We start from the raw sequence: 14455 nt of genomic DNA on the forward strand, positions 1-14455 counted from the left end.
TAAATATACTCTACGTCATATAATTGCATTCTGTCCGTGACTGTCAAGCTGGAGACGTGAAATTAAATCTCCCGATCGCCACAGATGTGCAGTTGACAGCTGAATGATGCCTAGGTTACGAATTTACAGACATCAATGAATATTTATACTATGTCGTGTTCGGCAGGTAGCAGCATGGGAGGAGTGCATGTCGGTGTCAGCGACAGACCAGGATCGCGGTGCAGGCGTAAATGCGCTGGCGGCGTTGAGAGGAACGACAGGCCCCCTGATCGGCCTCATTCTCTTGTGCCTCTTCCTCTCGTTTGCCACTGACAAGTTTATGTCGGCGCGCAACCTGCTCAATATTCTCGACCAGATCACGGTTCTCGGGATCATGGCGGTCGGCATGACCATGGTGATCCTGATCGGTGGCATCGACCTCGCCGTCGGCTCGGTTCTGGCCCTCACCATGATGGTGATGGGTTATCTCGCCAACCAGGTCGGCCTGCCCCTGCCCGTCGGCATCCTGCTTGCTCTCGTTGTGGCTGCAGCAACAGGCGCGGTCTCCGGATTGCTCATCACTGCGCTCGGGGTGCCAGCTTTCATTGCGACGCTCGCGATGATGTCGGTCGCTCGCGGACTTGCAAACATGATCACCGACGGCCAGCAAATCGTCGGCTTCCCCTCCTGGTTCAGCTTGCTTGCCTATACCCGCTTTGGCGGTTTCCTGACGCTGACCGTGGCCGTGATGCTTGTCGTCTTCGTGCTCGGCTGGCTCTACCTGCGCTACACGACAGGCGGACGCTCGCTCTATGCAATCGGCGGCAATCAGGAAGTCGCCCGCCTCGCCGGCATCAACGTCAACCTCTACACAATCGGCGTTTATGTCGTCTCCGGCCTGCTCGCCGGGCTTGCGGGCATCGTACTTGCCATGCGGCTCGACTCCGTTCAGCCGACGGCCGGCGTGTCGTACGAACTGGATACGATCGCAGCCGTCGTCATTGGCGGAACAAGCCTGAGCGGCGGCAAGGGCGGCATTCTCGGCACCATCATCGGCGTGCTGATCATCGGTGTCTTGCGCAATGGTCTGAACCTTCTCGGTGTCTCGCCCTTTACGCAGGCCGTCGTGATCGGCGTCGTCATCGCCCTTGCAGTCGCAGCCGAAGCCATCAAGAGGAAGTGATGCTTCGGGTCAGTTTGGCGGCCTAGCCGCCAGTTCAATGCCCGGCGTGTGCCTGGCAAAACGTCGGTCCTGCGATGGTAGCAGGGTCCCGAAACAACGGAGGAGATCTACCATGAAACTCAAGACCATGCTTCTGGCTGCTGCAGCCCTGGCGACAACGGCCCTCAATCCCCTCGGCGCATCCGCCGAAGAGGTGAAGAAGATCGGGCTCGCCGTCTCGAACCTGCAGGCAGACTACTTCAACCAGATCAAGATCGGTGTCGAAAGCTATGCCAAGGAAAAGGGCATCGAAGTCATCACCGTCGACGCAAAGAACGACAGCGCGACCCAGGTCAGCCAGGTGCAGGACTTGCTGACGCAGGACATCGACGCCTTCATCTACATCCCGGCCGGCGCTGCGGCTGCCGCCGTCCCGACCCGTCTTGCCAAGGAAGCCGGCATCCCGGTCGTCAACGTCGACCGCAACGCCGATGAAGCGCCGGGCGACACCTTCATTGCAACCGACAACGCGACATCGGCCTACGAAGTCTGCAAGCACATCATCGGCCTGGCCGGTGGCAAGGGCAAGATGCTGATGATCCACGGGCAGAAGGGCACGACGCCCGAGGTCGAGCGGACAAAGGGCTGCATGAAGGCGATCGAGGAGAATTCCGGCGTCGAGCTAGTGGCACAGCAGTGGAGCGAGCAGTGGTCGCAGGCCGAGGGTCTCAACATCGGCCAGAACCTGTTGCAGGCCCATCCGGACGTCTCGCTGATCTTCGCACAGGCTGACGGCCTGGCTCTCGGCGCAGCACAGGCGGTCAAGGTCTCCGGCGTTTCGCAGCGCGTCTATGTCGGCGGCTTCGACGGCGACACGACGGCTCTGCCGATCCTCGCAGAGAAAGGCTTTGACGCGACAGCAACACAGCAAGTGCGTGGCATCGGCCGCCTCGCGGTCGATAGCGCCATCAAGCTTGCTGCTGGCGAAAAGCTGCCGGCCGAACAGCTGCTCCCGGGCTTCCTGACGACGCCTGAGAACGCTGCGAAGTTCGTCGCCGAGCATCCCTGATCATCACTGGAAGACAGCGCCATGACTGCCAACGACCTCTCTCCCATCCTCTCACTCCGGCAGATCCGCAAGGTCTACGGATCACTTGAGGTCCTGCACGGCATCGACCTCGATGTGAGAGCGGGTGAAGTGGTGGCGCTGCTGGGTGAAAACGGCGCCGGAAAATCGACCCTGTCGAAGATCATTTCCGGCGCTGTCCAGCCGACTTCCGGCACCATGACCTGGTTCGGCGCGCCATACGCGCCGGCCACTCCCCGCGCCGCCATGGATGCCGGTCTCGGCATGATCCATCAGGAGCTGAAGCTCCTGCCGCAACTGTCGATCGCCGAGAATGTCTTCGTCGGTCGCTACCTCACCAAGGCAGGACGCGTCGATCGCCAGGCAATGGAGGAACGCGCGCATGCCGGCCTGCAGAGGCTGGGCCTCGACGTCTCCCCGCGCCGACTGGTGGAAGGTCTGTCCACGGCCAAGCAGCAATTGATCGAAATCGCCAAGGCGATGACCCTGAATGCGCGCCTGCTCATTCTTGACGAGCCGACGGCAGCGCTCGGTGGTGAAGAAACGCAGCTGCTGTTCCGCCAGATCGAGCGCCTGAAGGCCGATGGCGTCGGCATCATCTACATCTCGCATCGACTTGAGGAAATTCGGCAGATCGCAGACCGCATCGTGGTGATGCGCGACGGTGCCAAGGTGCAGGAATTCGACACGGGCGACGTGCCCGTGCGTACCATTGTCGAGGCGATGGTCGGCCGCTCGCTCGACCGCATGTTCCCCGCCATCCCGGCACCGTCCGACGATGTCATGCTCGAAGTCCGCGGTCTTTCATCGCCATTCGGCACCTTCCGCAACATTGATTTCGCGGTAAAGCGCGGCGAAGTCTTCGGCATTGCAGGCCTGGTGGGCGCTGGCCGTACCGAACTCGTGCGCGCGATCACCGGTGCGGATCCGATCGCAACCGGCGACGTCGTGCTCGACGGCAAGGTGATCACGCCGCGATCGCCGAGAGACGCGATACGGAACGGTGTCGTGCTTGTGCCGGAAGACCGCAAGCTTCAGGGCCTCGTCCTCGAACATTCGATCACGGAAAACATCGGTTACGCCAATTTCGACGCGGTGTCGAAGACCGGCTGGATGACCTCGAAACGGCTCAACCAATTCGCCGACGGCTATATCAAAAAGTTCGGCGTCAAGGGTCGCGGCGAGCAGAATGCCGGCGAGCTTTCGGGTGGCAACCAGCAGAAGGTGGTTCTTGCCAAGTGGCTGGCCAGAAATCCCAAGGTGGTCGTGCTGGACGAACCGACCCGCGGCATCGATGTCGGCGCACGCTCGTCGATCTACGATACCATTATGGAGCTCGCCCGCCAGGGCATCGCCGTTATTGTCGTCAGCTCGGATCTGGAAGAGGTGCTTGGCGTCTCCAACCGGATCATGGTGATGGCGCAAGGAAAACAGGCTGGCATCCTCGACCGGAAAGACGCCAACGACGTGTCGGTCATGGAACTGGCCACGATCTGAACTGCAGGAGAACGACCCATGTCGGACATGACTTTGAACGCCCCGAAGCTCTTCGATCTCTCGGGCAATGTGGCTTTGGTGACGGGAGCCGGCAGCGGCATCGGCCAGCGGATCGCGATCGGGCTTGCGCAGTGCGGGGCGGACGTTGCTCTCCTCGACCGCCGCAGCGATGACGGCCTCGCCACCACTGCGCGTTACGTAAAGGCGGCCGGTCGCCGCAGCATCGAGATCGCGGCAGATGTCACCCAAGCCACGGCGCTGACCGAGGCCGTTTCACGGACCGAAGCCGAACTCGGGCCGCTGACGCTCGCCGTCAATGCGGCCGGCATCGCCAACGCCAATCCGGCCGAGGAGATGGAAGAAACGCAATTCCAGACCATGATGGACATCAACCTCAAGGGTGTCTTTCTCTCCTGCCAGGCGGAAGCCCGGGCCATGCTGAAGAACGGCCGCGGCTCGATCATCAATATCGCCTCCATGTCGGGCGTGATCGTCAATCGCGGTCTCAACCAGTGCCACTACAACGCCTCCAAGGCGGGCGTGATCCACATGTCGAAATCCATGGCGATGGAGTGGGTGGGGCGCGGCATCCGCGTCAACACCATCAGCCCCGGATACACGGCGACGCCGATGAACACCCGGCCGGAAATGGTTCACCAGACGAAACTGTTCGAAGAGCAGACCCCGATGCAGCGCATGGCAAATGTGGACGAGATGGTCGGCCCCGCCGTTTTCCTGCTCTCCGATGCTGCAAGCTTCGTCACCGGTGTCGACCTCCTCGTCGACGGTGGCTTCTGCTGCTGGTGATCAGCGCTCAAGACAAAAGGCCTCCCAAGCCTGCACGGTGCTTGCGCACCGTGCTTTTTTTATTTCGCGACTTTGAGCATGGCAGATGCGACATAGTATGGAAAATTGCCGTTTTTCCGGAGTTTAAGCTTGAAATGTCGGTGCCTTCTCCCCTACCTTAAAAGGGTTCTCAGGGCGGGGTGAAATTCCCCACCGGCGGTATCCGGCATTGCCGGGAGCCCGCGAGCGCTTTCATCTCGGTGAAAGGCAGCAGATCCGGTGCGATGCCGGAGCCGACGGTTAGAGTCCGGATGAAAGAGAATATCGGCTGTTGCGGCTCCCCTCGCCGGGGAGGCGTGCATGCTGTGTTCGCCCAAGGGATGGATGGCGGCCGGAAGGTCGTGGTTTTGCCGCTTACGCGGTTACCCTTGAAAGGCACTGGAATGACACTTTCGAAAATTGAAGACGCATTGGATACCCTCGCGCGCGGCGGCATGGTTGTGGTTGTCGACGACGAGGATCGCGAAAATGAAGGCGACATCATCGTCGCATCCGATCACGTAACGCCCGAGACCATCGCTTTCATGATGAAGCATGCCCGCGGGCTCGTCTGCATTGCCATGGAAGGCGAAAGGCTGGATGCACTCGACATCCCGCTGATGGTTCCGAACAACACGGAATACCTTAAGACGGCCTTCACCGTATCCGTGGACTATATTCACGGGACGACCACCGGGATCTCTGCGGCAGACAGAGCCGCGACCGTCCGGGCATTGATGGATGAGGCGACCAAGCCCGAAGACTTTGCGCGCCCGGGTCACATTTTCCCGCTGCGCGCCCATCCCGACGGCGTCCTCGGGCGTCCGGGACACACGGAGGCTGCCGTCGATCTCGCTCGCCTGATTGGCGCCAAACCATCCGGCGTGATCTGTGAGGTTGCCAACGACGATGGCACCATGGCGCGGCTGCCCGACCTGATCGAGTTCTGCAAGCTGCATGGTTTGCCGCTGATTTCGATCGAAGACCTGATCCGTTACAGGGCCGTCAACAGCGATACGCCTCAGCCCGCTGCTGCTGCCTGAACGGCCAGGCTCTTAGCCAGCATCGTGCGGAGCGAATAAACACAAGAACCGCCAGAGCAGCAGGGCTGCTTTGGCGGTCTTTTGAGGATGGCGACGGGTTGACCCTGCAAGTCGCTGCCGACGATCAGGCCTCAAGACCGCGGGTCAGGCCGCAGTTTGAAAAAAATCTTCATATTCTCGTGAGTTCATCAGGCAAACCGCTGATTGCGCGCCCCTCGCGACAACCGCCTGTCATAATTTCGTTGCGGGTTCACTTTTTTTCGTTTTGTATGTGAGGCGCTTCAAACGAAGCCGGATCACGTCAGTTCTGGGAGGTTCTGACGCGATAAGTGCTTGGCCAGCGAATCGCTGGATCAGGTGGAACATCAGGGAGGCACCATGTCCACGAAACGTTTCGCTGCATCCGCAGCAACCCTCGCTCTTTCGCTTTCTTTCGGCTCTTACGCCTTCGCGGCCACCGAGCTGCAGTGGTGGCACGCGATGACGGGCGCGAACAACGAAGTTGTCGATCAGCTTGCGAAAGAGTTCAACGAGAGCCAGAGCGACTACAAGATCACACCCGTCTTCAAGGGCACCTATCCAGAAACGTTGAACGCCGGCATCGCCGCCTACCGGTCCAAGCAGGCACCGGCCATCATCCAGGTGTTCGATGCCGGGTCGGGCGTGATGATGGGTGCCGAAGGCGCCATCGTTCCTGTGGCGGACGTGCTCAAGAAGGGCGGCTTCGAATTCAACAAGGCCGATTACCTCGCGGGTATCGTCGCCTATTACTCGAAGCCGGACGGTACGATGCTGTCCTTCCCCTACAATTCCTCGTCGCCGATCCTCTATTACAACAAGGACGCCTTCACCAAGGCCGGCCTCGATGCGGAAAACCCGCCGAAGACCTGGCCGGAAGTGTTTGAAGCCGCCCGCAAGATCAAGGAAAGCGGTGCATCGGCCTGCGGCATGACGTCGACCTGGCTGACCTGGATCCAGACCGAGAATTTCGCCGCCTGGAACAACGTCTCCTACGGCACGCAGGAGAACGGCCTGGCGGAAGGCACCGTCGAATTGAAGGTCAACGAGCCGCTCTTCGTCGAGCACTTCCAGTCGATCGCCGACCTCGCCAAGGACGGCGCGTTCCGTTACGGCGGCCGTACCTCCGAGGCAAAGCAGCTGTTCCTCTCCGGCGAATGCGCCATCCTGACGGAATCCTCCGGCGGTCTTGGCGACATCGTGAAGTCCGGCATGAATTACGGTATCGGCCAGCTTCCCTACTATGAAGGCAAGGGCCCGCAGAACACCATTCCGGGCGGCGCCAGCCTCTGGGTCTTCGATGGCAAGAGCGACGAAGAATACAAGGGCATCGCCCAGTTCTTCAACTTCCTGTCGCAGACGGAAATCCAGGCCCGCCTGCATCAGGTGTCCGGCTACCTGCCCGTGACCAATGCAGCCTATGAGGCGACGAAGTCCTCCGGCTTCTATGAGAAGAATCCGGCCCGCGAGACGCCGATCCTGCAGATGACCGGCAAGGCACCGACCGAAAACTCCAAGGGTGTGCGCCTGCCGAACCTGCCGCAGGTTCGCGACATCATGAACGAAGAGTTCGAAGCCATGCTCTCCGGCTCGCAGGATGCCAAGACAGCACTCGACCGCATCGTCGAGCGCGGCAACGCCGCAATCGCGTCCGTCTCCAGCAACTGACCTGACCACTCGAAGAGACTGCCCGCGCTTCACCGTGCGGGCAGTGCTTTTTCCCTGGCCGGCTGAGGAGCATCGCCTTGCACACGGTTCACTTCCCGAACAAAATTCTGCCCTACCTGCTGCTGGCGCCGCAGATCATCCTGACACTCGTCTTCTTCTTCTGGCCCGCCAGCCAGGCCATCTACCAGTCCATGCTGCGGGAAGATCCGTTCGGGCTGAAAAGCACCTTCGTGGGCTTTGCCAATTTCTCCGCCATTCTCTCGGACCAGAACTATCTCCAGTCGTTCCAGGTGACGATCGTGTTCAGCGTCTTGACCGCGCTGGTCTCGATGGCGGTTGCCCTGCTTCTGGCGACTGCCGCCGACAAGGTGGTTCGCGGCCAGACATTCTACCGCACGCTGCTGATCTGGCCCTATGCCGTTGCACCGGCGGTGGCCGGCATGCTGTGGCTCTTCATGTTCAACCCGGCGATGGGCACGCTTGCCTATCTCCTGCGTTCGACCGGCTTTGCCTGGGATCCGCTTTTGAAGGGCGACCAGGCGATGGGCCTGATTGTCGTCGCGGCCGCCTGGAAGCAGATCAGCTACAATTTCCTCTTCTTCGTCGCCGGCCTGCAGGCCATCCCGAAATCGCTGATCGAGGCGGCATCGATCGATGGTGCCCGAGGCAGCCGCCGCTTCTGGACGATCATCTTCCCGCTTCTGGCGCCGACGACCTTCTTCCTTCTGGTGGTCAACACCGTCTACGCCTTCTTCGATACCTTCGGCATCATCCATGCCGTGACCGGCGGGGGCCCCGCAAAGGCGACCGAAACGCTGGTCTACAAGGTTTACAACGACGGCTTCGTCAACCTGAACCTCGGTTCGTCTGCCGCCCAGTCCGTCATCCTGATGATCATCGTGATCGGCCTGACGGCCTTCCAGTTCCGCTTCGTCGAGAAGCGGGTCCATTACGGCTGAGGGATCGCACATGATTGAAAAACGCCCCATCGCCAGCCTTGTTGGCCATCTGATCCTCGTAATCGGCATCATCATCGTTGCCTTTCCGATCTACTATACCTTCATCGCGTCCTCGATGAGCTCGCAGGACATCATCCGGCCGCCGATGTCGCTCTTGCCGGGCGACCGGCTGGTGGAAAACTATACGGAAGCCATGTCCGGCGGCGTCGAACGCGTGGTCGGGGTCAGCCTCGAACGGCTGCTGTTCAACTCCTTCGTGGTCGCCGTCGCGATCGCCGTCGGCAAGATCATCATCTCCTTCCTGTCGGCCTTCGCGATCGTCTTCTTCCGCTTCCGCTTCCGGATGTTCTTCTTCTGGATGATCTTCATCACACTGATGCTGCCGGTCGAGGTGCGCATCCTGCCGACCTACAAGGTCATCGTGGATCTCGGGCTGATCGACACCTATGCGGGCCTGACGCTGCCACTGATGGCCTCGGCCACCGCGACCTTCCTCTTCCGGCAATTCTTCCTCACGATCCCCGGCGAACTGGTGGAAGCGGCACGGATCGACAATGCCGGTCCGTTCCGCTTCATGCGGGATATCCTGCTGCCACTCTCCACCACGAACATCGCGGCCCTCTTCGTCATCCTCTTCATCTATGGCTGGACGCAGTATCTGTGGCCGCTTCTGGTGACGAACGACGCCAAGATGAACACGATCATCATCGGCCTGCGCCGGATGGTCGACTTCACCGACGCCTCCACGCCCTGGAATTACGTCATGGTTACGGCGATCCTCGCCATCATTCCTCCCATCATCGTTGTGGTTCTGATGCAGCGATGGTTCGTCAAAGGTCTTGTGGAGACAGAAAAGTAATGGCCCAGATTGTTTTAGATGATGTCCGCAAGATGTATGGCAATGTCGAAGCCATCAAAGGCGTATCCCTGGAGATCGGCGATGGGGAGCTTGTGGTTCTCGTCGGCCCCTCCGGCTGCGGCAAGTCCACGCTTCTGCGCATGATCGCCGGTCTCGAAGGGATTTCCGGCGGCACGATCTCGATCGGCGACCGGGTGGTGAACGAGCTGGAACCCTCGGAGCGCGACATTGCCATGGTGTTTCAGAACTATGCGCTTTATCCGCACATGACGGTTCGCCAGAATCTGGCCTATGGCCTGAAGAACCGCAACACGCCGAAGGACGAGATCGACCGGCGCATCGCGCAGGCAGCGAAGGCTCTGGAGATCGAGCAGTTTCTCGAGCGCAAGCCGCGGCAGCTCTCCGGCGGCCAGCGCCAGCGCGTGGCCATGGGCCGCGCCATCGTGCGCGAACCGGCTGCCTATCTGTTCGACGAGCCGCTGTCGAACCTCGACGCCAAACTTCGCGTGCAGATGCGCGTCGAGATCAAGCGGCTGCAGCGTTCTCTTGCCACGACCAGCGTCTACGTAACGCACGACCAGATGGAGGCCATGACGCTGGCCGACCGGTTGGTGGTGCTGAATGCCGGTCGGATCGAACAGGTCGGCACCCCGATCGAGCTTTACGAACGTCCGGCCACCACGTTCGTCGCGACCTTCATCGGCTCACCGTCGATGAACCTGCTGCCAATGGCGAAGGCGACGGGCAACTGGTCGATGCTTTCAGATGCGCCGGTTCCGTCCGGCACGGCCACCCTCGGCATTCGCCCCGAAGACCTCCACCTGATCACGGAGGTATCGGCAGACGCGATCTTCACCGCGAGCGTCAAGGTGGCAGCCGTCGAACTCGTCGGTGCCGAGAGCTACGTGCACGGAACGCTGGCCGACGGCAGCGACATCGTGTTCCGTGTGGCGGGTCGCTCGCGCATCGAGATGGACGACATGGTCGAGATCGGTGCGAAGGCTTCGGATCTGCACTTCTTCGATGCGAACGGTGCGCGTCTCGGCTGACGCTGTCCCCATGAAGAAAAGCGGGGCGTTCTCCGCCCCGCTTCACTCCGCACCACGTCGGATGTCATCCCCGGGAGATTAGGCTCTCTCGGCTGCTGCTTGGCGCTGGAACTGCCAGGGTTTCAACGATTGCTCACGTGAAGCTCCAGGAGCTCGTCATAGCAGGACGGGTTCGCAGCAAGCACCGGATGGCCGTTGAGGAACTCCGGACCGCTTCCCGGAAAGGCGAGAGTCTTGCCGCCCGCTTCCCGCACGAGGCAGAAGCCGGCCATGCAATCCCAGGCGCGCATATGCGGCTCGTAGTATCCGACAAGCCGACCGGCGGCGACATAGGCGAGCATCAGCGCACCCGAACCATTGCGGATGAAGTTGCCGCCGCGCTGCATCAGGCCGGCAATGATCGCACCGACGCGCTCCGGGGTTACATAGTTGTTGCAGCCGATCCCCGTCATCGCGTTCTGCAGGTTGCGGCTGGGGTCAAGACGCAGCGGACGGTCGTTCAGCGATGCGCCAAAGCCATGGGCCGCAGCATAAAGCTCGTCCGAACACGGGACATGGATCACGCCGACCACCGGTTGGCCATCCCGCACGATCGCGACCGAGACACACCAGGTCGGCATGCCGTTTACGAAGGGTGCTGTACCATCGATCGGATCCACGACCCAAGTAAAGCCGGAGCTGCCTTCGTCATGGCCGAACTCCTCGCCGAGGAACCCGTCATCGGCATAGATTTCCGCGACGCGCTCCTTCAGGAAGGTCTCGACATTGCGGTCGGCGATCGAGACCACATCCTGCAGGTCGCGCTTCGTCTCGATCACCAGGGTGTCGCGCCGATTGAAATAGTCGAGCGCCATGGCGCCCGCTTCGGCTGTCAGCGTCTTGGCGAGTGCAAACCGCGCGGCGAGGGCCTTTTCATCCATTGTCATTCCTAATGTTCCTTGGTCAGCTTGATAATTCGTCAGCCGCTGATGACGGCAATGCCACGGTTCTTGAACGCGAGTGTGACGTCGCTTGCCGCGGCATGGGCGTGGTCGACATCATGGTCGATGACGAAGAGCGTTCCGACATCGGTCTCGACTTCGTATTCGACATGGCCGCCGAGATAGGCGGAGTGAAGAACGCGGCCTCTGAGGCCCTCCGCACCTGCAGCATCGATCCGGATGGCGCCGGGTCTGACGGCGAGCTTCGCGAGACCCCGCCCTGCCCCGGAGCGCAGGCGATGCTCGATAGTGCTGACCCGGACCACAACCTCGCCGGCATCCGATTGAACCACCTCACACGGCAGCACGTTCGCCTCTCCCATGAAGTCTGCGATAAACGGCGAGGCCGGTGCCTCGTAGATCTCGCGCGGCGCGCCCGACTGGGCGATCTCGCCATCCTTCATCACGATGATCCGGTCAGAAACGGCCAGCGCCTCGTCCTGGTCATGCGTGACATAGACGGCGGTAAAGCCGAGCCGCTGCTGCAGGTCGCGGATCTCCGTGCGAACGCGGCGGCGCAGACGCGCGTCGAGGTTGGAGAGCGGCTCGTCGAGCAACAGGACCTGCGGCTCCAGCACCAGCGCCCGCGCCACGGCCACACGTTGCTGCTGTCCGCCGGAAAGCTCTGCCGGCAGACGATGCCCCATCCCCGCAAGCCCCACGAGCTTCAGTCCCTCCTCGGCTTTTTCCCGCGCCTCCTTCTTGGCCAGCCCCGACGACTGGAGGCCGTAGGCGACGTTCTCGAGCGACGTCATGTGCGGAAAAAGCGCATAGGACTGGAAGACCATCGAGACGTCCCGCTCGTTGGCCGGCAGCATGGTGACGTCCTTGCCGCCGATCAGAATTCTGCCCGAGGTCGGATGTTCGAGCCCTGCCAGCATGCGCAGCGTCGTCGTCTTGCCGCAGCCTGAAGGTCCGAGCAGCGTCACCAGCGTGCCTGGCTCAATGGTGAGCGACAGATCGGGAATGGCGGTAAAGGCGCCGAAGGTCTTGCGGACATTCTGGAAAGTGACGGATCCGGCTTTGACGGTGATCATGCGGTTTTCTCCTGACCGAGAGGAACGGGACGGTTGTCGCCGAGACCGGCGACACGATTTTCGCGGCGCAGCTTGCGTTCGCCGACAAGCAGCTGGAAGCCGGCGATGACGGTGATCATCACGAGGATCAGCATCGAGGAGTAGGCAATCGCCACGCCGTATTCGCCGTTTTCGACGAGGCCGACGATGTAGGAGGTCGCCATGTTGTGTTCGGCGCTGACGAGGAAGATGACCGCGCTGATGGAGGTGATGGCGCGGACGAAGGAGTAGACCAGTGCCGCCGTGATCGCCGGCCGCAAAAGCGGCAGGATGATCTTGCGCACCGTGCGGAAGCTGTTGGCCCGAAGCGTCAGCGAGGCTTCGTCCAAGCTCTTGTCGAGCTGGCTCATCGCCGCGATCCCGCCGCGCACGCCGACCGGCATGTTGCGGAAGACGAAGCAGGCGATGAGGATCAGGGCGGAGCCTGTCATTTCGAGCGGCGGCAGGTTGAAGGCCATGATGTAGCTGACGCCGATGACCGTGCCGGGAATGGCAAAGCTCATCATCAGCGCGAACTCGAAGAGGTTCCGGCCGGCAAACTTCTGCCGGACGATGATGTAGGCGGTGAGCAACCCGACGGCAGCAGTCAGCGGCGCGGAGATCAGCGAAATCTCCATCGTCGTCCAGAAGGAGTTCCAGGCGACACCCGTCCAGGCGATCGAGCCGTTCTCGAAGCTCACCGAGAAGGCGCGGGCGTAGTGGCTGAGCGTCAGCGTGTTGTCGAGGCCCCAGGTGGTGACGAATCCGCCGACAAGGATCATGCCGTAGACGACGACGGTGAAGATCATCCACGGAATGACGATGGCGTGCACGCCGATCGAGATGCCGCGCGGCAGGGCGATATGCGCGCCACTGTCACCCTTGCCCGTCACGGTGGCGAAGTTCTTGCCGGAGAGCCAGACGCGCTGGGCAAGGAAGGCCGACAGCGTGAAGAAGAGCAGCACCAGAGCCAGCACGGCGGCGCGCGACGGATCGTTCTGCGATCCGACGACGGCGAAGAAGATTTCGGTCGAGAGCACGCCATTGCTGCCGCCGAGCACCAGCGGATTGCCGAAATCGGCCATGCTTTCGATGAAACCGATGAGGAATGCATTGGCAAGACCCGGCTTCATCAGCGGCAGCGATACCCGCCAGAAGGTGCGCCAGCGATCGGCGCGAAGGGTCTGCGACGCTTCTTCCATCGATGGACTGACACCCTCGACGACGCCGATCAGCACGAGGAAGGAGATCGGGGTGAAGGACAATACCTGCGCGATCCAGATGCCGGTCAGGCCGTAAAGCCAGCGACCGGGCTCGACGCCGAACAGGCTGGACAGTGTCTCGGTGACGACGCCGGCCCGGCCGAACAGCAGAACGAGCGCGAGACCGATGACGAAGGGTGGTGTGATGATTGGAAGAACGGTCAGAAGCCGCAGGCCTTTCTTGAAGGGAAAGCGGGTGCGCGTGGCAACCAGTGCGAAGGCAAGACCCAGCAGGGTGGAGGCAGAAGCGGTCATGATGGCAAGCGTGAACGTGCGCCAGGCGACACCGCAGCGGCCGTCACCGATCACGCAGTTCAGGCTCCAGATGCTGGGATCCTGAAGATTGCGAATGAAGCCATCTGGCTTGAACGAACCGTCGAAATCCTGCACTGCCGCCACAAGCATGCTGCCGATCGGGTAGAAAACGAAGACGAAGACGAGGAAGACGAGCATCGAGATCGAGCCGACGACAAAGGCATCCCCCTTCATCACGCCCCGCTCGACAAGCCCGAAGGCGAACATCAGGACGAAGCAAATCGCCATGCAGACGGCACCAGCGCCCATGGAGGGCTGTCCGTCGGAAAGCGCTCCAAAAAGGCCCTCGCTGATCCCCCACGTCCAGCCCGAAAACCCGATCGCCACGCCTTGCAGGCAGAGATAGACGAGACCGGCGGCACCGGCCGCGGCAAGAAACGCGCCGCGCCGCATCGGGTCTGCGATGAAGCGCGCGGCGACCCCGAGACCGAAGAAGAGGACGACGCCGAAGAGCCAGAGGCGACCATGGCCGAAGAGCTGCAGGATCCCCGGCGCGGTCTCCGCCGAAAACGGAAAATCGCCGAGCCAGTTCAGGCCGAAAAAGCCGGACTCCTGCCTGTACCAGGGAAGCAGAGTGAAGGATCCAGCGCCAAAGGCCAGCAACAGGTCCAGTCTGCGGTTGCCATGTCTCATGGTCGACCTCGTCAAAGGGGAAAGCAAAGATGGGAGGGGGCCGGCAGTCATCGGACTGCCGGCC

12 protein-coding genes and 1 riboswitch are annotated in these 14455 nt (G+C 61.5%); of the genes, 9 read left to right on the forward strand and 3 right to left on the reverse strand.

The genetic code is table 11. The annotated features are described in order from the left end of the window. Window positions 1–187 precede the first annotated feature (187 nt). The 9 genes from FAA97_RS12100 to FAA97_RS12140 all read left to right on the forward strand — a co-directional run bounded on the left by FAA97_RS12100 (window position 188) and on the right by FAA97_RS12140 (window position 10146). Window positions 188–1162, forward strand: a complete 975-nt coding sequence (locus tag FAA97_RS12100; RefSeq protein WP_136598775.1) for an ABC transporter permease — start codon at window positions 188–190, stop codon at window positions 1160–1162. Window positions 1163–1274: 112 nt separating this feature from the next. Continuing rightward, window positions 1275–2210 (forward strand): substrate-binding domain-containing protein, encoded by a 936-nt coding sequence (locus FAA97_RS12105; RefSeq protein ID WP_136598776.1) that lies wholly within the window; start codon window positions 1275–1277, stop codon window positions 2208–2210. 21 nt (window positions 2211–2231) lie between these two features. After that, window positions 2232–3725 (forward strand): sugar ABC transporter ATP-binding protein, encoded by a 1494-nt coding sequence (locus FAA97_RS12110; protein WP_136598777.1) that lies wholly within the window; start codon window positions 2232–2234, stop codon window positions 3723–3725. Window positions 3726–3743: 18 nt separating this feature from the next. Further along, on the forward strand, window positions 3744–4532 hold the full coding sequence (locus FAA97_RS12115) for an SDR family oxidoreductase (RefSeq protein ID WP_136598778.1): 789 nt from the start codon (window positions 3744–3746) through the stop codon (window positions 4530–4532). Between the two features lie 161 nt (window positions 4533–4693). Then, window positions 4694–4838, forward strand: a riboswitch (FMN riboswitch). 116 nt (window positions 4839–4954) lie between these two features. Then, the gene (gene ribB, locus FAA97_RS12120; RefSeq protein ID WP_136598779.1) at window positions 4955–5593 is read left to right on the forward strand and encodes a 3,4-dihydroxy-2-butanone-4-phosphate synthase; all 639 of its coding nucleotides are present in this window, start codon (window positions 4955–4957) and stop codon (window positions 5591–5593) included. Between the two features lie 378 nt (window positions 5594–5971). Beyond that, window positions 5972–7279, forward strand: coding sequence for a sn-glycerol-3-phosphate ABC transporter substrate-binding protein UgpB (gene ugpB, locus FAA97_RS12125; protein WP_136598780.1), 1308 nt, complete (start codon window positions 5972–5974; stop codon window positions 7277–7279). Window positions 7280–7356: 77 nt separating this feature from the next. Then, complete coding sequence (gene ugpA, locus FAA97_RS12130) at window positions 7357–8238, forward strand: sn-glycerol-3-phosphate ABC transporter permease UgpA (RefSeq protein WP_136598781.1); 882 nt, start codon at window positions 7357–7359, stop codon at window positions 8236–8238. A 10-nt stretch (window positions 8239–8248) separates the two neighbouring features. Next, window positions 8249–9097: a sn-glycerol-3-phosphate ABC transporter permease UgpE gene (gene ugpE / locus FAA97_RS12135; protein WP_136598782.1), complete on the forward strand. Its 849-nt coding sequence runs from the start codon at window positions 8249–8251 to the stop codon at window positions 9095–9097. Then, window positions 9097–10146 (forward strand): sn-glycerol-3-phosphate import ATP-binding protein UgpC, encoded by a 1050-nt coding sequence (locus tag FAA97_RS12140; RefSeq protein WP_136598783.1) that lies wholly within the window; start codon window positions 9097–9099, stop codon window positions 10144–10146. Before ugpE ends, FAA97_RS12140 begins: the two co-directional genes overlap by 1 nt. Before the next feature lie 122 nt (window positions 10147–10268). Here the strand turns inward: FAA97_RS12140 and FAA97_RS12145 are convergent, their stop codons facing one another. Genes FAA97_RS12145 through FAA97_RS12155 form a run of 3 tightly spaced genes read right to left on the reverse strand, consistent with a single transcriptional unit; the run spans window position 10269 to window position 14391 of the window. Next, window positions 10269–11072: an inositol monophosphatase family protein gene (locus FAA97_RS12145; protein ID WP_136598784.1), complete on the reverse strand. Its 804-nt coding sequence runs from the start codon at window positions 11070–11072 to the stop codon at window positions 10269–10271. A 32-nt stretch (window positions 11073–11104) separates the two neighbouring features. Beyond that, a complete protein-coding gene (locus FAA97_RS12150; RefSeq protein ID WP_136598785.1) occupies window positions 11105–12163 on the reverse strand; it encodes an ABC transporter ATP-binding protein in 1059 nt (352 codons plus the stop codon). After that, window positions 12160–14391, reverse strand: a complete 2232-nt coding sequence (locus FAA97_RS12155; protein WP_136598786.1) for an ABC transporter permease — start codon at window positions 14389–14391, stop codon at window positions 12160–12162. Before FAA97_RS12155 ends, FAA97_RS12150 begins: the two co-directional genes overlap by 4 nt. Window positions 14392–14455 lie beyond the last annotated feature (64 nt).

It is taken from the genome of Peteryoungia ipomoeae (genome assembly GCF_004912165.1).
In the GTDB taxonomy this organism is placed as follows: domain Bacteria; phylum Pseudomonadota; class Alphaproteobacteria; order Rhizobiales; family Rhizobiaceae; genus Allorhizobium; species Allorhizobium ipomoeae.